Here is a 20,791-nt window from a genome sequence, read left to right on the forward strand (position 1 = left end):
CTCGTCGTGCGTCTTCAGGGGAGGGGTCAGTGCCCGCCGCCCTCTTCGTGTCCGGTCTCGGGTGTGCCGCCCTCGGAGTCCCCGGGGCCGACCGCTCCGTGATGCTGGTTGTAGAACGTCGGCTCCGCGTTGCGCGCGACGTCCTGGCGCTCGAGTTCCGCGCCGGCGTCTACCGGGGTCTGCACGGTGGTCTCACCGGCGGGGACCCACGAGCCGTTGCCCTCGCGCTTCTCGAAGACGAAGGTCAGGTCGGTGGTCAGGCCGGCGGCGACGGTGTCGCCCGCGTTGGTGAGCTCGGCGGTGACCTTCTTCTCGCTGTCCCGGACGGAGCCGACGGGCGTGCCGCTGCTGAGGGCCTGCCCCGGCGCGATGACGCGAGCCGCGGAGTCGCTGCCCTCGACGAACTCGACCGAACCCTTCTCGGGCTTGATCTCCTTAAGGCGGTAGTACGCGGTCTGGTCGGAGTTCGCGACGACGAACGCGAGCTCGAACGGTCCGCCGTTGCCGAAGACGGTCGGTGCGTCCTTCTCCGGGTAGAGGATCTGCACGTCCCGCAGCTGCAGCGTGTCGATGTTGACGTTCGCACCGTTCACCGCGGGCAGCTGGTTGGCGGTCTGCGAGATCTGTCCCGCACCGCAACCGGTGGTGCCCAGGGCAACGGCGATGCCGATCGTGGCTGCAGCGGTGGCCAGACGAGACGGCCGAACCGCCGACCGCCGTGCGGATAGTGGAAGCACTGACACCCGATCCTCCCAGGTCAAACGAAGTCGAATTGCAGCGCGCGAAACCCTGCACTACGCAGCGTAGTGGGCGTCGTCCGGAAAAGTCCGCCCGGGTGCCCGATTCGTGTCCGCGAGGGCATGTTCCGGGGCTCGGGAGGGGGTCTCCACGGGGCTCGCCGGAGAGGTGTTGCGTGACGTCGAACACGCTGCTACGGCACCCCCTGCCACCTCGGAAGAGCCTGCACTGGAACCGGTTCACCGCGTTGACCTGCACCGTTGGGTGGGGCCCTCGGAACGCCCGTGCTAGACTGGGTTCACTCGAAAGGGGCAAGGAACATTGAATTTCAAAGTTGGCGACACCGTCGTTTACCCCCATCACGGTGCTGCTCGGGTCGAAGACATCGTTACCCGGACCATCAAGGGTGAGCAGATCGAATACCTTGTTCTCAAGGTTGCCGACGGTGACATGACCGTTCAGATTCCCTCGACGAAGTTGGAATACGTGGGCGTCCGCGACGTGGTCGGGCAAGAGGGTCTCGACCAGGTTTTCCAGGTGCTGCGGGCCCCGCACACCGAAGAGCCGACCAACTGGGCGCGGCGATTCAAGGCGAACCAGGAGAAGCTCATCTCCGGCGACATCATCAAGGTCGCCGAGATCGTGCGCGACCTCTGGCGCCGCGAGCAGGACCGTGGACTCTCGGCCGGTGAGAAGCGCATGCTGACCCGTGCCCGCCGAGTCCTCGTGGACGAACTGTCGCTCGCGCAGAACACCGATGACGAGAAGGCCACCATCATCCTGGACGAGGTCCTCGCGGCGGCTTCCTGACATCGGTTCGTACCTGATCAGGTAGAACATTGACCACTACGCCGGAGGATTCCGGCGCGGCAGTCTGCGTCATCATCCCGGCCGCCGGGTCGGGAACCCGACTCGGCGAGCCGGTACCGAAGGCGTTCGTCGACCTCGGTGGCGCAACGATCATCGAGCGCTGCGTCGACAACATCCCCGAATCGCTCGGGGCGTCGATTGTCGTCGTGGTGCCGGCCGACCTCGTGGAGCATGCTCGAGAGCTGCTCCCCGGGGTCGCCGTCGTTCCCGGCGGTGCTCACCGGTCCGATTCGGTGCGCGCGGGAATAGCCGCGGCCGGCGATGCCCGGATCCTTCTCGTGCACGACGCGGCACGTCCCCTGACGCCCGCTCATGTCTTCACGAGAGTGGTCGACGCCGTCGCGGCCGGGCATCCGGCCGTGGTGCCCGGGGTGCCGGTTGTCGACACTCTCAAGCAGGTCGCACCGGATGCGAGCGGACACGAACTCGTGACCCGCACCGTCGACCGCGAAGAACTCCGCGCGGTGCAGACCCCACAGGGCTTCACCCGCGAGGCCCTGCTGCGAGCGCATGCCGACGATTCCGGTCTGGCGACCGACGACGCCGGCCTCGCCGAACGCTGCGGAATCCCCGTCCACATCGTCCCGGGAGACCCTCTCGCCATGAAGATCACCACCCCGTGGGACCTCCGCATCATCCGAGACGTCGTCCGTGAGACCGCGGCCGACGCCGAGGCCCGGTCATGAGGGTCGGGATCGGCACCGATGCGCACCGTATCGACGCATCCGCCGACTGCTGGATGGTCGGCCTGCACTTTCCCGACGAGCCCGGCTGTGAGGGCCACTCCGACGGCGACGTCGGTGCGCACGCCCTGTGCGACGCGGTGCTCTCGGCCGCCGGACTCGGCGACGTCGGGTCGGTGTTCGGCACCGGTCGACCCGAGTGGGAGGGCGTCTCCGGCATCGCGATGCTCACCCATGTGGCCGAGCTGATCGCTGCCGAGGGACTCCGCGTCGTCAACGCCGCCGTGCAGGTCATCGGCAATCGTCCCAAGATCGGACCCCGTCGTGCCGAAGCTCAGGAAGTGCTGTCCGCGGCGGTCGGCGGACCGGTGTCGGTGTCGGCGACGACCACCGACGGTCTGGGCATGACCGGACGCGGCGAGGGGATCGCGGCGGTCGCCACCGCCCTGCTCGACGACGCGTGACCGCGGCTCGACGACGCCCGGGTCAGCGCGCGGCGGCGTCCAGCAGGATCTCGCAGGCGCGGTCGACGGCGTCGGCCGGTGGGGTGAGGTCCCTCCCCAGACGCGCGGCCGCAGCCGCCACCGCCGGATCGGTGAGCGGGTCGAGATCGGATGGCTCGAACCGGGCCAGCTTGTTGCCGGAACCCGCACCTTTCCGTCGAAGAGCTGCCGCCCACATCGGCTGATCCGCGCTGAGCCACGCGATCACCGACGGGATGCCCGCGCGTGCTGCCGCTGCCGTGGTGCCGGCGCCGCCGTGGTGCACCGCGCCTCGACATTCCGGGAGCAGGGTCTCGTGGTCGACCGGCTGTTGGAGGTGCAGGAGCCGATCATGCTGGGGGAGTTCGTGATCGGTGTGTCCGATGACCCGAAGCCCGCGATCGAGGAGCGAGCTCACGATCCCGCCGATCTGCTCGGCGGTGATCTTCATGCTGCCGAAACCGACGTAGACGGGTGCCTCACCGCCCGACGCCCACTCGACCGCGCGTGACGTCGCATCGTCGCCGTTGGCGAGTGCGGCGCGAGTTTCCTTGTCCGGCAGAAGGAATCCGACCAGCGGCCGCTGTGGTCCCCAGTCGTTCGCGAGTCCGGGGAACAGGGCGGCATCGTAGGCCTGGATCTCGGGTACCCCGCGCCGCCGAAGTCGGCTCCCCAGTGGGTCTTTCGCGGGCGGGAGGCCGAGTTCGGTGCGCAGCCTCCGGTCGGCACCGCGCAGCGTCAGCCAGTAGGTCTGGTCGGCGAGACGCCACATCGCGCGCGAGACCGGACGCGGGTACTCGCGGTAGCGGACGGCGAGGCTGGCGCTCGGACGTAGCGGACAGTAGTGCAGCGGAACGAATCCGATGCCACGGCTCTGGGCGATCGCGTCGGCCCGGTCCTGCGCCAGCGGCCCGGTCACCAGGAGATCGGAGACGTCGGCGAGTTCGGCCATGACCTGTTCCGAGGTCGCGCGACCGTGGTCGGCGACCTCGCTCAGCGCCTTCAGCCGGACCCGTGGGTTCTTGGACTTCAGGCGCTCCTTGACCAGTGGACCGGCCAGCAGCTCGGCCGTCGACGGCGCCAGCATCCGCGTCGGCAACCCGGACGCCGCGGTCAGTTCGACGAGATCCTCGGGCACGGCGAGGCGGACCTCGTGGCCGCGACGCGCGAGTTCGGTGCCGATCGCCACCGCGGGCTGGACGTCTCCCCGGCTGCCGTGGACGGTGAACGCGATCCTCATGCGCCCCAGCTGTTTCCGTGCAGACCCCACGCGGCGAGCTCGGTGGTCACCAGTTCGCGCAGGGTGGCCACGTCCGGGATGCGCACCGGGTCGAGCGAACTCACGCTGAACATGACGTCGTCGGCGCCGAGCGCGAGCCAGCCGCTGATGCCGCCCTTGCGGTCACGCAGATTGCGGGGATCGTCGGTCGCGGTGACGGCTCGGATGGAGAGTGCGGCGCGTTCGCCGGTGCCCAGCGTCGCGAACTCGTCGGGAACCGGTCCGACATTGGAGGCGAGGCACAGCGGTGTGGTGACGTTGGCGGCGAGGCGTCGGGTGAGGGCGGCGCTCAGCGCCTGCAGTACGACTGCTCGCTGGGCGACACTGCCCGAGTTGGCGGCCAACCGGTTGTAGGCGTCCTTGCACGCCGTCCGGACCGCGGACAGGTCCTCGTAGCGGTCCGGGGAGACCTCGACGAAGGCGGTGGCGCCCGACGTCGCGTTGGCGCGGCGGTCGTCGAGGGTGCGTGACGAGACGGGCAGCGACACCGGGACGACGTCGCCGGGGGAGACCCGGCCGCACCGCTCCAGTACACCCACCATGAGCGCCGCGAAAAGGCTGTTGTCGGTGCCGCCCCGGGATTCGGCCGCGGCGGTGAAGTCGGCGGCCGGGATCAGGACGGTCACGTTCGGTGCGATCTCGGCGGTGGCGACGTCGGTGTCGGGTGCCGGCCGGCCGGTCACGCGCGCCGGCGAGGCGGGCGGTCCGGACCTACTCGCGCGCGCCATCCGGATCGCGGTCTTCCCCGCGGTCCAGAGCAGGTCGCCGGCGTCGACGACGTTGGACACCAGGCCCGGAGCGGTGCCGGGCGTGTAGTCCAGGCCGTGGACGGCCTCGAGGACCGCGACCGCGCCCGTCCCGCCGTCGGCGATGACATGGGAGATGACCAGGGACACGAGCACCGAGGCGTCGTCGGCGGTCCGTGCGACGACGAGCCGCCACGCGGGTCCGTTCTCGATGTCGAGGTCGGCGTCGGCCTGTGCCCGGCCCCACTGCTCTTCCTCACCGACCGCGACCGGCTCGGCTTGCACGGAGAAGTGGCCGGCGTCGGGGGTGTACCGCCAGTAGGCGCGCCCCGGACCCCGGTGGGTGGCGACGAGCCGGCTCAAACGACCTCGACGTAGCTTTTCTGCCAACGAGGCGATGGCGTCGACGTCGACCGTGCCGGGGAACCGCCACAGCGTCTGGTTCACGACGGGAAGGCCGAGGATCGTATCCATGCGGACGAAGAGGTCGTCGTCGGCGGTGAGCCGATCGACGGTCGGGCTCTGATTCACGCCGGGAGTGTTGCCGACCAGGGATGCGAAATTCATGACCGAGCCTGCCTTTCGTCGAGAGTGATACTTTCCACAGTCGGTCGGCCGCGGGGTCCTTGGTCGCACGCTGATGCCATGTGCGTTGTGTCACAGAGATTTACCATGTGAGCGACTCCCGAATGTCTTCCTACGATCACCGGACCGGTGGTGTGGTCGGCCGGTGTGAGCATGCCCGACTGATCGGCGTGGGCCCGCTGCCGTCGGCGGGGCCGGTGGATGGTGGCGCGAACCTGCGGATTCGGTGCTCCGTCATCGGCCTCGACCACACCAGGCCCGCCTCGCCGGCGCCGGGGACGTGCAAACCCTACCCGAGGGGCCCGTCGCGCCCGCCTCGAACGGGTGGGCGAACGGCGTGCGGGTGACGTCTCGAAACCGGCAATGTCATGGATCTTTAAGGGTTACCTTGTTAACGCCTATTTCGTACGCCGAACTATCCAACCGGACGAATTCGGGTTACTGTCGTGACCAATGTGCAGGACCGCCTGATGGGCGGTCCTGGACTTTTTGTTTGAACACCGGTGGTGAGAACTCGGAGGACGCGACGACATGACGGGTATCGCCCGCCGCATTGCCGATCGTCGCGGCTTGATCGCGGCCGGTCGGATTGCCCGGAACCGCTCCGGAACAACGTCAGAGTGGGGCGATACATCGCGGTCATCGCGCTGCCAGTCGACACGAACCAGGGCACAACTCTTCTCGACTTCGGGGAGGTGTGCCCCCGTCGGTCTCGATCGACAACATCGCTAGCGCGCGGCAGCGCTATGGCCCGGGGAGGGGCCGGAGAAGACCAACAATCGGGGGCCGACACGTGTCAACACGGGAGGTTTCGATGGAATACACCGAACTCGATGACTATTCGATGCCCGGCGGTACGGTCACCGCTTGGGAGCCGACGGTCGAGGCATCGGAATGGCAGACCGATTCGCGGCAGCTGTCGTACATGCACCTCGAGCACGCCCGTCGTGCGGTTCGCGAGAGTGACGACTGGTACAGCCAGTGGATCGGGACGGCCTTCCGCATCCAGCGTCCGCTCGACCGGGAAGCGTTCTCGCGCACGCTCGTCGCGTGGTACCGCCGGCACGAGGCGTTCCGGACCTCGGTCCGCGTCCACGGCTCCGGCAACCCACAGGGCGACCTGACGCGCATCACCGTCGCCGCCGACGCGGTCTCGGTGCGCGAGCGGGCCTTCGGATCCGACCTGGAACCGGCCGAGGTCTCCGAACTCGTCACCGAGTACTTCAACACCACCGTCACGCCGCTGGCGTGGCCGCACTGCATCGCGGTGACGGTCGAGTCGCCCGGCGACGACGAGGGTTTCCTCGTCGTGTTCGCCGCCGACCACACGGTGATGGACGCCTACACCCAGGTGTTCGCGATCCGCGAGCTGACCGCGCTGTACCTCGCCGAGGTCACCGGCGACCCGCACGGACTCGCCGCCTTCGGCAGCTACCTGGACTTCAGCGACGCCGAGCGCCGACTCGGTGAGCAGATCGATGCGAACAACGCCGCGGTGAGCCAGTGGCGCAACTTCTTCGACGACACCACCACTGCCGTCCAGCCGGAGCCGATTCCGCGATTCCCGCAGTTCGCCGTCCCGGCGGAGGCGCCGCGCACCATCACGGCCCAGCGGGCCCCGGCGGAGGGCTTCCAGACGACGCTGTCGCACTGGCTGCTCGATCCCGCCGAGACCAAGCGGTTCGACGCGATCTGCAAGGCAGCCGGATCGTCCATGACCGCAGGCATCTACACCGCGCTGTCGATGACCGCGGCGGCCCTGACCGGTTCCGCGGATCTGCGTTTCATCAGTCCGGTCCACACCCGCAACGCCATCGAGTGGGGCGAGGCCGTGGGCTGGTTCGTCGGCATCATCCCGGTGGCCGTGCGTCCGGGCCGGCCGCTGAGGTTCACCGACGCGCTGACCACCGTGGCGGCCACCTCGGCCCAGTACAAAGACGTGGGCGGTGCCCCGTTCGCGCCGGTCGCCGAGCTGATCGGCGGGGATGTCACGCCGCCGGGATTCGTGGTGTCCTACATCGACCTTCGCCACGCCGAGGGATCGACCGAGTGGGAGCCGCGCGCGGCACGCGTGCTGCGCAGCGCGACCCGCGACGCCGACGAGGTCTACTTCTGGATCAACCGCATCCCCACCGGTGTCAACGTGTCCTCGCGTTTCCCGGCCGAGGGCGCACCCGCGGTCGAGACCTTCCTGTCCGTGTTCCACGCGATCCTCAAGCAGATCGTCACCGACGGTGATTGCGAGTACACCTACCGCACTGCGGAATTGGTAGCCGGAGGGTCGCCGGTCGTAGCGGACCGCTGATGTCCGGCACCCTGCATTCCCCCCGCGTGTCACCCGGGTTCGGTGTCCCCGGGTCGCTGACCGTTCGGCTCCGACCCCACCTGCGTGGTGGGCGGATCGTCGAATGGGAACTCGGCGACCCGGCAGGCGTCGCCCGGGCAGCGCACCGGTGGGGTGACGGGGTGTCGTTTCTGCAGTCCGATCACCTGGCGACCATGGCGGACAAGCGATCCGACGGTCGGCCGCACCACGGTTTCCTGCTCGCTGCCGCACGCTTCGACGTTCCCCTCGATGCGGAGGCGATGAGCGGCGCCCTCACCGCGTTCGTCCGGCGACACGAGGAGCAGCGTGCCCACTACCGCACTGGTGACTCTGGTCCCGAACGATGGGTGGCGCCGCCGGAGGCCTTCGAGTTCCGGGTCGCCGAGCGCGCCGGGGAGGCGCAGGTCGTCGGCGATGCCGATCTGGGCCTCTGGGCCGGTCGTCGTGCATCGGAAACGGCTCGTGCAGAGCTGATCCCGGGCACCTGGTGCGCCGCCGCGGTCGATCCGAACCCCTCGGCCGATGGTGCCTTCACGTTCTTCTTCGCCACCGACCACGCCCACGGTGACGGCTACTCCTCGGCCCTGGCGTTGTCCGAGATCGTCGCGCTGTACCGGGAGCGAAGTTCCGGTGTGCCCGCGGAACTCGGCCCCGCCGGTGCCTTCGGTGATTCGATCGCGGCCGAGCGGGCCGCGGCGACGGCCCTCACCTCGGACGACGAGCGGGTGGCTCTCTGGCGGGATGCGTTGTCCGCGAACGACGGCCGACCCCCGCGGTGTCCACTCGACCTGGGACTGACCGGTGGCGCGCCGCAACCCGCGGTCGCGATCGAGCACTGGCTGCTGACGCCCGAGCAGCTGGTGCATTGCGACACCCGGCTGGCCGCGTCCGCCGGCGGTTTCGCCGGCCTCCTCTACGCCGCTCTCGCCACGCATCATCGTGAATCCACCGGCGAGGCACGGTTCTTCGTGTCCACCGTGCTCGCGAGCCGGGGCGCCGGGCACGCGCGGACACAGGGCTGGCTGTGCAACTTCGCGCCGGTCATCGTGGACTCGCCGCAGGGGCCGGACACGTCGTTCGACGGGCTCGTCCGCATCGCGACCGAGAGTGTGCGCGCTGCGCGCCGGGCCGCTTCGGTACCGGCTCACGGCGTCCTCGGACTCTTGGCGGGCGAAGGGGTCTTCAAGGGACTCGACGGCAGTCCGTACATGGTGTCCTACACAGATGTGCGCCGGCTCGGCCTCGGCGACGACCCGGTTCTGTCGACGATGCATACCTCCAGCGGGGTCGGTCCGACCCGCAACGCCAACTTGTGGTTCACGCGCACCGACGCCGGACTCGTCGTGCGCTCACACGTCCCCGACAACGCGGTGGCGCGCACCTCGATCCTCGGCCTGATCGAACGTATCGAGTCCATCGTGACCGCTTACGCCGCAGGCGTTCCCGCGCCCGAACCGACCCCCGACGCCCCATCCGCCGTCCCCCGCCGATCGACAAGGAGTGTGCGATGAAGCTCTCGAGTTCCGAATCGTGGGAGGTCGAGCCGGGTGAACTGGTGTGCTGGCGCGCCGTGCCGGGTGGTGCCGCCGCGCGGTCGAGCGCGCCGGTGTCGGAGAACGAGCGATTCCACCTGGCGTCGCTCGCCTCGGGACAGCCGGGCTGGATGGCGCTGACCCTCGACTTCCCCGAACAGCTCGACGCCGACGTGCTCGGCGAGGTGGTCGCCACGGTCATCGCCCGCCATGACGCGCTGCGCAGTCACTACGTACAGGCCGAGGACGGGGTCACCCGATTGGTGCACCCCGGCGTCGACGTCAAGGAGGAGCACCGCGAGACCGCTGAGGGGCTCTCCTCGCAGGAGTTCGCCGCGAAGCTCATCGAGTCCATCGGCGCGACGTGCAACCCCTTCGAGCCGATGCCGCATTTCCTGGCGGCGGTCACGCGCGCCGGCGGGACGACACTCATCTGCGCCTTCGACCATTGCTACGTCGACGCCCGCTCGCTGGCCGTCGTGTCGACCGAGATCTGCGAACTGCTCGTCGGTCGGGAACTGGCGCCCGCGGAGTCGGGACTCGCGGCCCTGAGCGTCGTCGCCGAGGGGGAGGCGTCGGTGACCGCCGACGATCCCCGCCTGGGCGCCTGGGGGCAGTTCCTCGCCGCGACCGGCTGGACGGTGCCCGAGTTCCCGCTCGACCTCGGTGTCGCCGTGGGCGTCAGCCTGCCCGTGCACACGATGGTCCGGACGTTGCTGTCCGGCGACGACGCCGCGACCTTCAGTTCGACGGTCCACCGTCGCGGTGCCCGCACCTATCCGGCCGTCCTCACCTGTGCGGCGATGGCCGTCAACGCCGCCGGCGGACCCGACGAGATCGCGACCGTGGTGCCCACCGGCGCCGGGGCGGGACCGGGTTGCGTGAGCTGGTCGGTGGGCAACGCCCCGCTGCGGATCAGCGCGACGGGCGACCTGTACGCCGCCATGCACCGCAACACCCGGCGTCTCGCGGCCGCACTGCCGCTGGCCGAGATCGGGCTGACGCCGGTGTACGCAGCCTTCGGTGATCGACTGCGCCCCGGTCGTAGCGACGTCTTCATGATGTCCTATGTCGACTACACGCGGCTGCCCATGCCGCGCGGGGACGTCGACGTGCGGCAGATCTCGAGCCAGAAGCCGACCGACACGGCGCAGTGGTGGTTCTGGCGTGATCGTGACGGCATCCATGTGCGTGTGCGGTATCCGCACACCGAACGGGCCGTGGCGGTCCTCGGGGACACGCTCGACACGATGCAGGCGCTCCTCGACTCGGTCCTCGCTGCCGACGCGAGTTGATGGCATTCCGGCTGCGGAACGGGGCTCGTCCGCGCGCTCGCGTGGTCGGTGGCCCGATCGTGGTCCGGTAGGATGGCCGGTCGTGACCCTGCGCCTGTATGACACCAGCTCCCGAGAGGTGCGCGACTTCGTGCCGCTGCGCCCAGGCCGGGCATCGGTGTACCTCTGTGGCGCGACTGTGCAGGGTGTTCCCCATATCGGCCACGTCCGCAGCGGCATCGCCTTTGACATCCTCCGGCGCTGGTTGAGCCATCAGGGCCTCGACGTGCTGTTCGTCCGCAACGTCACCGACATCGACGACAAGATCCTCCGCAAGGCCGCCGACGCCGGGCGCCCGTGGTGGGAGTGGGCGGCCACCCACGAGCGCGCCTTCGACGACGCCTACCGCGCCCTCGGCGTTCTGCCGCCGTCCGCGGAACCGCGCGCGACCGGCTTCGTGACCCAGATGGTCGAGTACATGGAGCGGCTGATCGAACGCGGGCACGCCTACGTCGCCGACGGCAACGTGTACTTCGACGTCCGCAGCCTGCCCGACTACGGTGCGCTGTCCGGGCACAAGCTCGACGACGTGCACCAGGGTGAGAGCGCGGGCACCGGCAAGCGCGACCACCGCGACTTCACCCTGTGGAAGGCGGCCAAACCCGACGAGCCGTCATGGCCGACACCGTGGGGGCCGGGACGCCCGGGCTGGCACCTCGAGTGCTCGGCGATGGCCACCAGCCTGCTGGGTTCGGAGTTCGACATCCACTGCGGCGGAATGGATCTGGTGTTCCCGCACCACGAGAACGAGATCGCCCAGGCGCACGGCGCCGGGGACCCGTTCGCGCGCTACTGGCTGCACAACGGCTGGGTCACCATGGGTGGCGAGAAGATGAGCAAGTCGCTGGGCAACGTGGTGTCGATCCCCGCGATGCTGCAGCGCGTCCGTGCCGTCGAACTGCGGTACTACCTCGGCAGCGCGCACTACCGGTCGATGCTGGAGTACTCGCCCGGTGCGCTCACCGAGGCGGCCGCCGGCTACCGGCGGGTGGAGTCGTTCGTCGAGCGTGTCGCCGCCCGCGTCGGTGACGTGGTGATCGGCGACATCGACCCCGAGTTCGGTGCCGCACTCGACGACGATCTCGGCGTCCCCGCGGCTCTCGCGGTGGTGCACAACGTCGTCCGGCAGGGCAACACCGCACTCGAATCGGGTGACGGGGCGGCCGCTCTCGCAGCCGCGTCGTCGGTGCGGGCCATGATGGGGATTCTCGGCGTCGACCCGCTCGACGACCAATGGGCCGGTACGGCCGACGACTCGGCCGCCACCTCCGCGCTGGACGTGCTGGTGCGCGCCGAACTGCAACGACGCGCGGACGCGCGTTCCGCCAAGGACTGGGCGACCGCGGACGCGGTCCGAGACCGCCTGGCCGAGGCCGGCATCGAGGTGACCGACACCCCTGATGGTGCACAGTGGGCATTGAAGGGTGAGGCGTGATGGCAGGAAATTCGAAGCGTAAGGGTGCGATCCGGAAGTCGGGCACCAAGAAGGGACAGGTCGTCGGGTCCGGCGGCCAGCGTCGTCGTGGACTCGAGGCCCGCGGCGCCACCCCGAAGGCGGTCGACCGCCCGTACCATCCCGCGCACAAGAAGGCCAAGGCCGCGGCGAAGTCGGGTGCAGGACGCAGCGGTGGCGGCGCGGCGCGAGCCAAGGACGAGGGTCCCGAGTACGTCCTCGGTCGCAACCCGGTGGTCGAGTGCCTGCGCGCCGGCGTTCCCGCGACGGCGCTCTACATCGCCACCAACTCCGAGCCGGACGAGCGCGTCGCCGAGGCGGTCAAGATCGCCGGCGATCAGGCGATCTCCATCCTCGAGGTCGGCAAACCGGAGCTGGATCGGTTGTCCACCAACGGAATGCACCAGGGCATCGCCCTCCAGGTGCCGGAGTACCGGTACACCCATCCGGACGATCTGATGGCCGATGCAAAGGCCAGCGGCACCCCGCCTCTGCTGGTGGCCCTCGACAACATCACCGACCCGCGCAACCTGGGCGCGGTGATCCGCTCGGTGGCCGCGTTCGGCGGGCACGGTGTGGTGATCCCGGCCCGACGCAGCGCGAGTGTGACCGCGGTGGCCTGGCGGACCAGTGCCGGCGCCGCCGCGCGTCTCCCGGTCGCGCGCGCCACCAACCTGACCCGCACCCTCAAGGACTGGGCGGACTCCGGTGCCCAGCTCGTGGGTCTGGATGCCGACGGCGACGTCACCCTCGACGAGTACGACGGCACCGGCCCTACCGTGATCGTCGTCGGGTCGGAGGGCAAGGGACTGTCGCGGCTCGTGCGCGAGAGCTGCGACTCGATCCTCTCCATCCCGATGGCGGGTGACGTCGAGTCGCTCAACGCGTCGGTAGCCGCGGGCGTCGTGCTCGCCGAATTCGCTCGTCAGCGGCGTCGTCGGTAACGACCGGCAACCCTCAGGCCCGGTGGAGCGCGACCTCGACGCCGGCCCGGCCGAGGGCCTCGCGGACCGCGCGGGCGTGGTCGACCGCGCCCGGGGTGTCGCCGTGCAGGCAGATCGAATCCGCGGCGACGGTGATGACCGAGCCGTCGACGGCCGTGAGTCGTCCGCTCGTGGTCATCTCGACGACGCGGCGCGCGATCTCGGTGCTGTCGGAGAGAACCGCCCCCGGCTCGGTGCGGGGGACGAGTGTGCCGGCCGGGGTGTAGGCGCGGTCGGCGAAGGCCTCGGTGATGACCGCGAGTCCGGCACGTTCGGCGCGGGCGAGGACCTCCGAGTCCGGTAGGCCCATCACCGCGAGGTCGGGGTTCACGTCGCGCACCGCGGTCACGATCGCATCGGCCTGCTGCTGGTGGTGGACGACCGTGTTGTACAGCGCGCCATGGGGTTTCACATATGTGACCGCCCCGCCGACGGAGTGGGCGAGAGCGTCGAGCGCGCCGATCTGGTAGACGAGGTCGGCGATCAGGTCCGGCGTCGACATCTCCATGAAGCGGCGGCCGAATCCCGCGCGGTCGGGGTAGGAGACCTGGGCGCCGATGCGTACACCGGCGGCGACGGCCGCCCGGCACGTCGCCAGCAGGTCCGCGGGCGTCCCCGCGTGGAAGCCGCATGCGACGTTGGCGCTGGTGACGATGGTCAGCATCGCTTCGTCGTCGCCGACACCCTCGCCGAGATCGGCGTTGAGATCGATGCGAGGAGCGGGCGCCGGGTCGGTCGTGGCCCTGTCGGGGGTCATGGCCACATCCTAGTTCTGCCAACGGTTGAACAGACGAAACGTGCGATTCGTCTACAGTGGGGGAATGGCACTGCTCGACACCAAGGTCACCACGGTCAACGGCGTCATCGGTGGCGCCCGGGGGAAGCGGCTCCGCCGCGGCACGATCAGCTGGCGGGGCATCCCGTTCGCCGCACCCCCGGTGGCTCACCGCCGCTTCCGCGCTCCCGAACCGGTGCACGACTGGCCCGGCGTCCGGGACTGCACCAAGATCGCCAAGGCGGCCATCCAGGAGAAGCGGTTCACCGCGGTTGCGCCGGGCAGGTTCGCCCCGATGGCCGAGGACTGCCTGACCCTCAACGTGTTCTCGCCCGAGGTGGAATCGAGCAGGCCGCGCCCGGTGATGGTCTTCATCCACGGCGGAGCCTTCATCCTCGGCACCGCCGCGACGCCGCTCTACGACGGCGCCTTCCTGGCACGCGCCCAGGACGTCGTCGTGGTGACGATCCAATATCGCTTCGGGCCTTTCGGTTTTCTCGACCTCTCGCAGTTCGCCACGGACGACCGGCCGTTCGACACCAACGCGGGTCTGCGCGACCAGATCGCCGCGCTGCGCTGGGTGCAGGAGAACATCGCCGCGTTCGGCGGCGACCCCGACAACGTGACCGTCTTCGGCGAGAGCGCCGGCGGCTCCTCGGTCCTCGCTCTGCTGTCCGCGCCGGAGGCCACCGGCCTGTTCCACCACGCCATCGCGCAGAGTCCGGCTCCCGAACTCGTGGTCGAGCAGGATGCGGCGACCGTCTACGCCGACGAGTTCGTCCGGATCCTCCGCGACCCGCAGCGCCGGAACACCTCGATGGAACGCACCGAGGATCCCGTCGACCCGGCCGAGGCGCAGCGCCTCCTCACCACACCCAACCCGGCCCTGTTGCTCGAGGCCGGCAACCGGTTGATGCGGTTCGCGACCAAGTCGTCCGGCGGGGCCATCCCGTTCGCGCCGGTCGTCGACGGTGACGTGCTGCCGCGCTCGCCGCTGGCCGCGGCAGCCGAGGGACTGACGGTGCCGGTGCCGCTGGTGATCGGGAGCAACAAGGACGAGGGAAAGCTCTTCGCGAAGCTCTGGAACGTACTACCCGACTCCGAACGCATGCTGATGCGGGTGGAGGACGAGGAGGTCCGCCGCGAGATCGCCTCGCAGTACGGCAACGGCGACCGCGACCGCATCCGGCTGGCCGGCGACTCGATCTTCTGGGCGCCGATGACCGCCTTCGCCGACGGACACAGCAAGGTCGCGCCGACCTACGTCTACCGCTACGACTACCGGACGAAGGTGCTGGACGCGACGGGCTTCGGTGCGACGCACGCGACGGAACTGTTCACCGTGTTCGGTGCCTACCGGGCACCGATGGGGGCCGGACTCGCCATCGCCGACTGGCCGGGCACGCGCCGCGTCACCGAGAACGTGCAGGGGCGCTGGGGTGCTTTCGCCCGCACCGGCGACCCCGGTCTGGGCTGGCCGGTCTACACCACCGGCGAGCGGAAGGTCCTGGTCATCAACGACCCGGACCGTGTCGTCGCCGACCCCGACACCCTGCGTCGCCGGGCCTGGTACCGGGTGCACGCACCGTCGCAGGCCTGACCGCACACCCGTCGGGTCACTCCGGTAGCCACTGGGTCGGCGGGTCGGCGGCGAGGAACGACAGTACGAGCGGGTTGAACAGTTCTGGTGCCTCCACCGGAACGATGTGCGTACCGGGCAGCACCGCGAACCGGGCGTTGGGCAGCGTCCGGACGATCTCCAGGGCGTGTTCCATCCGGACCAGCCCGCGGTCGGCGACCACCACGAGGACCGGCGCCCGGACGCCGGCGAAATCGGCGACCGCGTAGTCGGGTTCGGCGGCGAGCATTCGAAGCGTCTTGTCGTAGACGACCGAGAAGTGTTCGGGCCCATCGGGCGATGTCGCATCGTGGTGGGTGCGCAGGTATTCGACGGTGACGGGATTGCGGCTGAGCACCATGTCGGAGAACCGATCGGGTCGGCGCCCACGGGGGTTCAGGTAGCCACCCACGTACACGATCCGGTTGACGAGATCGGGCCGGTCCCGGGCGACGACGAGGGCGATCGCCGCACCGTCGGCCCACCCGACGATGTTCGCCGGCCGTCCGACGACCGTCTGGAGATAGGCGATCGTGCGCTCGGCGATCGATGCACAGGTGAAATCGCTGGTGGTGTCGGGACTGTGGCCGTGACCGGGCCGCTCGGGCATGAACAGCAACAGTCCGGCGTCGAGGAAGTCGGGGACCTGCGCGCCCCAGGACGCGGCGGACGCGAAGATGCCGTGCAACAGGACGGTCGGGGTGCCCTGCGGGTCACCGGCGGAGAAATGCCAGAGCGTGGTCCCGGCGACGTCCACGTACGTTCCGCCGTCGACCTCGTCGCCGACGTGAACTGTGCGCATGGGCGTTCCTCGGGTTGGCGTGGACTCCTCCGCTCCGCCATGGTTGCAGACTTCGCCGTGGCGCGGGGAGACCTTCGGCAATCGAGACCATTGCTTCGCCGGACAAAGATGTACCCGGCAGGGGCATGGGATAGGTTGAACGCCGAGGCGATGGGGTGTTGTCCGGGGGTCATTCGGAGGGTGAAGTATGTGCACGTCCTGGGCGCTCCAGGCATTTTCGCCTGTCCGGAGCCGTCGCAGCGTGAGCCTGCTGCTGGCGGGTCTGCTGTTGGCCGGGATCGTCTCGACCGGGGCGCTCACCGCCCCCGCAACCGCGGCGCCGGGTGATCCGCCACCACCGTTGAGCATGCGCGAACTCGGGTCGTCGCCGACCGTCTCGTTCCCCGGACAGCAGGGCGAGGTCAGCCTGTCGCTCGCGGTGCCGCCGGGGCTGATCCCCACCGAGATCCGCGGGACCGCGCAGTTCCCGACCTTCGTCACCGGTGGCACCGTCGACGTGCTGCAGGAGGGGCGGCTGATCTCGCGCACCCCGATCGATGCCGCGGTGAACTCGCCGATCGCGTTGTCGCTGCGTGGGATTCGCGTCGAGCGCAACGCCGTCGACCTCGTCCTGCGGACCTACCTGCGTACCGCGGGCTCGCGTACCCGTCCGCCGCCGGGGCCGTCGTCGTGCTGATGGCCGCCGCGATCCCGGTGACCGCGATGGGGATGACTTCACCCAAGTACGCACCGCAGGAGTTCGCGGTGGGTTCGGTGGTCGATCCTCGACCGCAGTCGGTCGAGAAGAAGTACCTCGACGAACAGCGCGTCGTGCGGTCGTTCTCCACCGAACGGGCGTTGGCGAAGTACCTGGACTCGCTCGAACTGCCCGACGGGGCCGTCCTGTGCGACACCGTGTACGGCTTCGCGGTGGTCGCCCAGTCCGAGCGGCCGCGACAGTTCGTCATCCCGTCGGACCGCGACTTCGCGCAGTTGCTGAACGACCCGGTCGGCGGCGGGGTGCAGTACTTCCTCACCGTTCCGGCCGAGGGGCGCGGGGTGTCGGACGCCATCAACCAGCGCTACCCGACGATGTACGAGAACGGTGCCCAGATCGGGGTCCGCGTTCTCGAGGCCCCCAACGACGGTGCCGATCTGCCCGATTGGCGCGTCTACCGGATCACGGGCTGAGGTCCCCTCAGCCGGTCGGCTGAGGGACGTTGGCGCGCAACACATCCCATGCGGGGTCGCGCGGCCCGATGTCGTAGGTGCACTCGGAGGTGCGGGGGTCGGGGACGAAGGACCAGAGCAGGACGCCCGCGACACCGGCGTCCCGCCGGCGGGACATGGCGGCGTCGACGCGCCGGGCGCGGGTCCCCAGGGACAGGCACGAACCTGCTTCGATGCCGATCTCGTTGACCACCAACGGTTTACCGAGTCGTCGGGCCTGATCGATCCGGGTCGACAGGTCGCTGCCCTGCGGTCCGGGGTCGGGGTCGTCGGTGGAGCTGTAGTCGTGGAAGTCGAGGACGTCGATCCCGTCGGAGCGAGCGACCTCGAGGTAACCGTCGCCGGCGATCCCGCACTGGTCGCCACCCACGAGTCCGGAGAAGATCGGGCGCGAGTCGTCGAACGATCGCAGATGCGCGCCGGCCCGGTCGAAGAACGAGCGCAACACGGCCGTGGCATCGCCGGGACACACGCGTCGCCGCCAGTCGCAGGATCTGCCGCAGACTCCGGGTTCGGGCTCGCCGACGAGCTCCCATCCGACGATCGACGATTCGTCACGCCAGCGGGACACTGCGGTCTCGACCCATTGGGCATACGTCAGATGACCTCGGGAGGTCGTCGCGGAGGCACCCTTCGACAGCCACCCGTCCACATAGAAGGCCCGCTCCTTGAACCTGCCGTCCTCGCAGTCCCCCGAGCCGCCGGCAAGGACCGGCAGCACCAGCTGTGCGTGGTGCTTCGCGGCTTCGAAGACCCGGTCCAGTGGTTCGAAGTTCAGCAGTCCCGTGTGTTTGTCGGAGGCGAAGGACGAGTAGAGGTCGAACCGCGTCAGGGCCCCGGGTGGCAACGCCGCGAAGTATGCATCGAGATCGACCTCGGCGCCGCAGCCGACGTTCACCGACCAGTCGGTGCCCAGCTGGTAGGCGTTGAAACCCACCGGCCACCACGGTTTCCCGTCGAGGGTGAGGCCGTCCGAGGTCGCGCGCACGCGGGGACGAGTCGAGTCACCGGCGTGCGGTGCGGAATCGCGGTCGCCCCCGCTGAGACCGATGAGCAGGACGAACACGGTGACGATGAGCACGGTCGTCCCCGTGCGCACCGCCCGACCGAATGTTCGCCGGTGAATCACAGATGCAGGCTACTCGTGCCCTACGGTGGCCGTATGAGCGCGGGAGGCTTCAGGAAGACAACGGCGCGAATCTGTGCTCTGGCCGGAGTGGGAGGTGTCTCGACCACGTTGTTCCTGGCGGGTTGCAGTGCGGAATCCGGCGAGGCCGGCGAGTCGGTCGGCGCGACGTCGACGACCACTCAGGTGAGTACGGATTCTGCCCCCACGTCCACCATCACGACAGGTCCGGGACCCGCGAGTAGGTCGACCACTCCGACGGTGGTCTATCGGCCGCCGTTCATCGACCACGTCGAGTGGACGGAGACGGAAGTGGGACCGAGCCTCTCCGTCTTCCCGACGACCTCGGGTCGGTACACGCAGGACCCGGCGGCGATGGCCGCGGCCTGGCGTGAGGTCGTCGGACTCGACGCGAACGCCGACACCCCCGGCATGCAGGCACAGTTCGACTGTCACTGGCGGTTCGCGCGGATCATCGAACCGGAGAAGCCGAGCTGGAACCTGGAACCCGGACGGCCCGTCGTCCCCGAGGAGGACATGATCGGCGCCCGATGCAATCCGGGATTCGCCGAGGAGTACTAGCGCGTCGTGTGCACGCGGCGCGAGCCGATGATGCGGCAGACCACGTAGATCACGAACGAGATGATCGTGACGAACACCGAGACCGGGAGTTTCGGCGCGAGCGACATCAACAAGCCGCCGACCGCGGCGACCTCGGCGAAGACGACCGACAGCACCAGCGCCCGCATCGGGTTGGCCGTCACCCGTGCAGCGGCGGCACCCGGGGTGATCAGCAACGACATCACCAGCAGCGCGCCGATGATCTGGACGCCCTGGGCGGCCGCGAGTCCCATGATGATCGCGAAGACGACGGACAGCGTCCGGACGGGCACGCCGTGCGCTTGTGCGACGCGCGGATCGGTCGACGCGAACAGCAGCGGCCGGTAGATCACCGCGAGCACCGCGACGACGATGGCCGTCGTGATCGTGATCGCGACCAGGCCGTTCAGTCCGACGCTCACGACCTGTCCGGTCAGCAGCGCGAAACCGGTGCCGATCCGGCCGTAGAGGGCCAGGAACAGGACACCGATGCCCAGGCCGAACGCCATCACGACACCGATCACCGAATCGCGTTCCCGGGCCTTGTTGCCGAGGATGCCGAAGACCGCCGCGGCGAGGACTGCGCCGATGACACCGCCGAGGTTCACGCTGACGCCGGCGAGCAACGCCGCGGCCGCGCCCGTCACCGACAGCTCACTGCAGCCGTGGACCGCGAACGACATCTGCCGGGCGACGATCAACGGCCCGAGCAGTCCGCCCACCAGGCCGAGCAGGACCATCGCGAGCAGCGCCTGCTGCATGAAGTCGTAGCCGAGCAGGTCGATGGTCGTCGAGAAGTCCCAGAGGTCGCTGAACTGACGTTCGGCGGCCAGCGGAGTCACGCTCATAGGGGCTGACTCCCGGTTTCGGCGATGTCGACGCAGTGGTGTGCATCCTCGCCGCCGATCACGACGAGGCGACCGTTGACCCGGAGCACCTCGACGTCGCTGCCGTACAGCTCGCTGAGCGTCTCCGTGGTCATCACCTCGTCGGGTGTGCCGACGCGGAACCGTCCGCCGACCAGATAGAGCACGCGGTCGACGTAGGGGAGGATCGGGTTGATCTCGTGCGTGACGAACACGACCGCCGTTCCCGCCTGCTTGCGGCGCTGGTCGATGAGGTCGACGACCACCTGCTGGTTGGTCGGGTCGAGGCTCGCCAGCGGTTCGTCGCACAGCAGGAGGTCGGGATCGCTCACGACCGCCTGGGCCACGCGCAGCCGCTGCTGTTCGCCTCCGGAGAGGACACCGAGCGGGGCGTCGGCGTAGGGGAGCGAGTCCACCGCGGCGAGTGCCTGGTCGACGAGGTCGCGGCGGCGGGACCGCCCGCGCAGTCCGAGTCCCCACCGGTTGCCGTCGACGCCGAAACCGACCAGGTCCCGGCCCCGGAGGGCCATCGGGTCGCCCTCGTCGGCGTGCTGCTGCGGGATGTAGCCGATCTTGTCGGTGGTCGTGACGGTGCCGCGGTCGAGTGAGTACTGACGTAACAGGACGCGCAGGAACGAGGTCTTCCCGGACCCGTTGGGGCCGAGCACGGCGACGAACTCACCCGGTCGGATCGTCAGGTCGAGGTCGTCCCAGAGCACGCGGTCGCCGAAGCCGAGTCGCGCACCCGAGAACGTGACCACCGGGTCGGTTCCCGCCGTCATCG

General features: G+C 69.5%; 18 protein-coding genes and 2 pseudogenes. 12 read left to right on the top strand and 8 right to left on the bottom strand.

Annotation, left to right across the window (positions count from 1 at the left end):
* Nucleotides 1-26: 26 nt before the first annotated feature.
* Complete coding sequence (locus tag GOALK_RS09020) at nt 27-737, bottom strand: copper chaperone PCu(A)C domain-containing protein (protein ID WP_006358496.1); 711 nt, start codon at nt 735-737, stop codon at nt 27-29.
* Between the two features lie 322 nt (nt 738-1,059).
* On the opposite strand from GOALK_RS09020, the gene GOALK_RS09025 reads away from it, so the two are divergent.
* From GOALK_RS09025 to ispF, 3 genes are read left to right on the top strand one after another with little or no spacing between them, the layout of a single operon-like run.
* Nucleotides 1,060-1,548: a CarD family transcriptional regulator gene (locus tag GOALK_RS09025; protein WP_006358497.1), complete on the top strand. Its 489-nt coding sequence runs from the start codon at nt 1,060-1,062 to the stop codon at nt 1,546-1,548.
* A 29-nt stretch (nt 1,549-1,577) separates the two neighbouring features.
* A complete protein-coding gene (gene ispD / locus GOALK_RS09030) occupies nt 1,578-2,294 on the top strand; it encodes a 2-C-methyl-D-erythritol 4-phosphate cytidylyltransferase (RefSeq protein ID WP_006358498.1) in 717 nt (238 codons plus the stop codon).
* A complete protein-coding gene (gene ispF, locus GOALK_RS09035) occupies nt 2,291-2,755 on the top strand; it encodes a 2-C-methyl-D-erythritol 2,4-cyclodiphosphate synthase (protein WP_006358499.1) in 465 nt (154 codons plus the stop codon). Before ispD ends, ispF begins: the two co-directional genes overlap by 4 nt.
* 22 nt (nt 2,756-2,777) lie before the next feature.
* On the opposite strand, the gene GOALK_RS09040 is transcribed toward ispF, so the two are convergent.
* Both GOALK_RS09040 and GOALK_RS09045 read right to left on the bottom strand, forming a co-directional pair.
* Nucleotides 2,778-4,013, bottom strand: coding sequence for a nucleotide disphospho-sugar-binding domain-containing protein (locus GOALK_RS09040; RefSeq protein WP_006358500.1), 1,236 nt, complete (start codon nt 4,011-4,013; stop codon nt 2,778-2,780).
* The gene (locus GOALK_RS09045) at nt 4,010-5,365 is read right to left on the bottom strand and encodes a condensation domain-containing protein (protein ID WP_006358501.1); all 1,356 of its coding nucleotides are present in this window, start codon (nt 5,363-5,365) and stop codon (nt 4,010-4,012) included. Before GOALK_RS09045 ends, GOALK_RS09040 begins: the two co-directional genes overlap by 4 nt.
* A gap of 832 nt (nt 5,366-6,197) precedes the next feature.
* Between GOALK_RS09045 and GOALK_RS09050 the strand changes: the two genes are divergently transcribed.
* From GOALK_RS09050 to rlmB, 5 genes are all read left to right on the top strand, one after another.
* Entirely contained in the window at nt 6,198-7,688 is a 1,491-nt protein-coding gene (locus GOALK_RS09050; protein WP_006358502.1) for a condensation domain-containing protein, read from the top strand.
* Complete coding sequence (locus GOALK_RS09055; RefSeq protein WP_006358503.1) at nt 7,688-9,220, top strand: hypothetical protein; 1,533 nt, start codon at nt 7,688-7,690, stop codon at nt 9,218-9,220. Before GOALK_RS09050 ends, GOALK_RS09055 begins: the two co-directional genes overlap by 1 nt.
* Nucleotides 9,217-10,536, top strand: a complete 1,320-nt coding sequence (locus GOALK_RS09060; RefSeq protein ID WP_006358504.1) for a condensation protein — start codon at nt 9,217-9,219, stop codon at nt 10,534-10,536. Before GOALK_RS09055 ends, GOALK_RS09060 begins: the two co-directional genes overlap by 4 nt.
* An 82-nt stretch (nt 10,537-10,618) precedes the next feature.
* Nucleotides 10,619-12,010, top strand: coding sequence for a cysteine--tRNA ligase (cysS, locus tag GOALK_RS09065; protein WP_006358505.1), 1,392 nt, complete (start codon nt 10,619-10,621; stop codon nt 12,008-12,010).
* Nucleotides 12,010-12,972, top strand: a complete 963-nt coding sequence (rlmB, locus tag GOALK_RS09070) for a 23S rRNA (guanosine(2251)-2'-O)-methyltransferase RlmB (RefSeq protein WP_006358506.1) — start codon at nt 12,010-12,012, stop codon at nt 12,970-12,972. Before cysS ends, rlmB begins: the two co-directional genes overlap by 1 nt.
* A gap of 13 nt (nt 12,973-12,985) precedes the next feature.
* On the opposite strand, the gene GOALK_RS09075 is transcribed toward rlmB, so the two are convergent.
* Complete coding sequence (locus tag GOALK_RS09075) at nt 12,986-13,768, bottom strand: LamB/YcsF family protein (protein WP_006358507.1); 783 nt, start codon at nt 13,766-13,768, stop codon at nt 12,986-12,988.
* Between the two features lie 64 nt (nt 13,769-13,832).
* On the opposite strand from GOALK_RS09075, the gene GOALK_RS09080 reads away from it, so the two are divergent.
* Entirely contained in the window at nt 13,833-15,386 is a 1,554-nt protein-coding gene (locus GOALK_RS09080; RefSeq protein ID WP_006358508.1) for a carboxylesterase/lipase family protein, read from the top strand.
* Nucleotides 15,387-15,402: 16 nt separating this feature from the next.
* On the opposite strand, the gene GOALK_RS09085 is transcribed toward GOALK_RS09080, so the two are convergent.
* Complete coding sequence (locus tag GOALK_RS09085; protein ID WP_006358509.1) at nt 15,403-16,206, bottom strand: alpha/beta fold hydrolase; 804 nt, start codon at nt 16,204-16,206, stop codon at nt 15,403-15,405.
* Nucleotides 16,207-16,393: 187 nt separating this feature from the next.
* Between GOALK_RS09085 and GOALK_RS23715 the strand changes: the two are divergent.
* Together GOALK_RS23715 and GOALK_RS09095 are read left to right on the top strand one after the other, a co-directional pair.
* Nucleotides 16,394-16,846, top strand: a pseudogene (locus GOALK_RS23715) (hypothetical protein); the annotation flags it as partial.
* Nucleotides 16,847-16,875: 29 nt separating this feature from the next.
* Nucleotides 16,876-17,376 (top strand): annotated as a pseudogene (locus GOALK_RS09095) (ABC transporter); the annotation flags it as partial.
* 7 nt (nt 17,377-17,383) lie between these two features.
* On the opposite strand, the gene GOALK_RS09100 reads toward GOALK_RS09095, so the two are convergent.
* The gene (locus GOALK_RS09100; protein WP_231498863.1) at nt 17,384-18,514 is read right to left on the bottom strand and encodes a beta-mannosidase; all 1,131 of its coding nucleotides are present in this window, start codon (nt 18,512-18,514) and stop codon (nt 17,384-17,386) included.
* A 63-nt stretch (nt 18,515-18,577) separates the two neighbouring features.
* Between GOALK_RS09100 and GOALK_RS09105 the strand changes: the two genes are divergently transcribed.
* Entirely contained in the window at nt 18,578-19,123 is a 546-nt protein-coding gene (locus GOALK_RS09105) for a DUF2599 domain-containing protein (protein ID WP_035751768.1), read from the top strand.
* On the opposite strand, the gene GOALK_RS09110 is transcribed toward GOALK_RS09105, so the two are convergent.
* Together GOALK_RS09110 and GOALK_RS09115 are read right to left on the bottom strand one after the other, a co-directional pair.
* Nucleotides 19,120-19,989, bottom strand: a complete 870-nt coding sequence (locus GOALK_RS09110) for a metal ABC transporter permease (protein ID WP_006358514.1) — start codon at nt 19,987-19,989, stop codon at nt 19,120-19,122. The two genes, GOALK_RS09105 and GOALK_RS09110, sit on opposite strands and share 4 nt — an antisense overlap.
* Nucleotides 19,986-20,789: a metal ABC transporter ATP-binding protein gene (locus GOALK_RS09115; RefSeq protein WP_006358515.1), complete on the bottom strand. Its 804-nt coding sequence runs from the start codon at nt 20,787-20,789 to the stop codon at nt 19,986-19,988. Before GOALK_RS09115 ends, GOALK_RS09110 begins: the two co-directional genes overlap by 4 nt.
* Nucleotides 20,790-20,791: the final 2 nt, after the last annotated feature.

It is taken from the genome of Gordonia alkanivorans NBRC 16433 (genome assembly GCF_000225505.1).
In the GTDB taxonomy this organism is placed as follows: domain Bacteria; phylum Actinomycetota; class Actinomycetes; order Mycobacteriales; family Mycobacteriaceae; genus Gordonia; species Gordonia alkanivorans.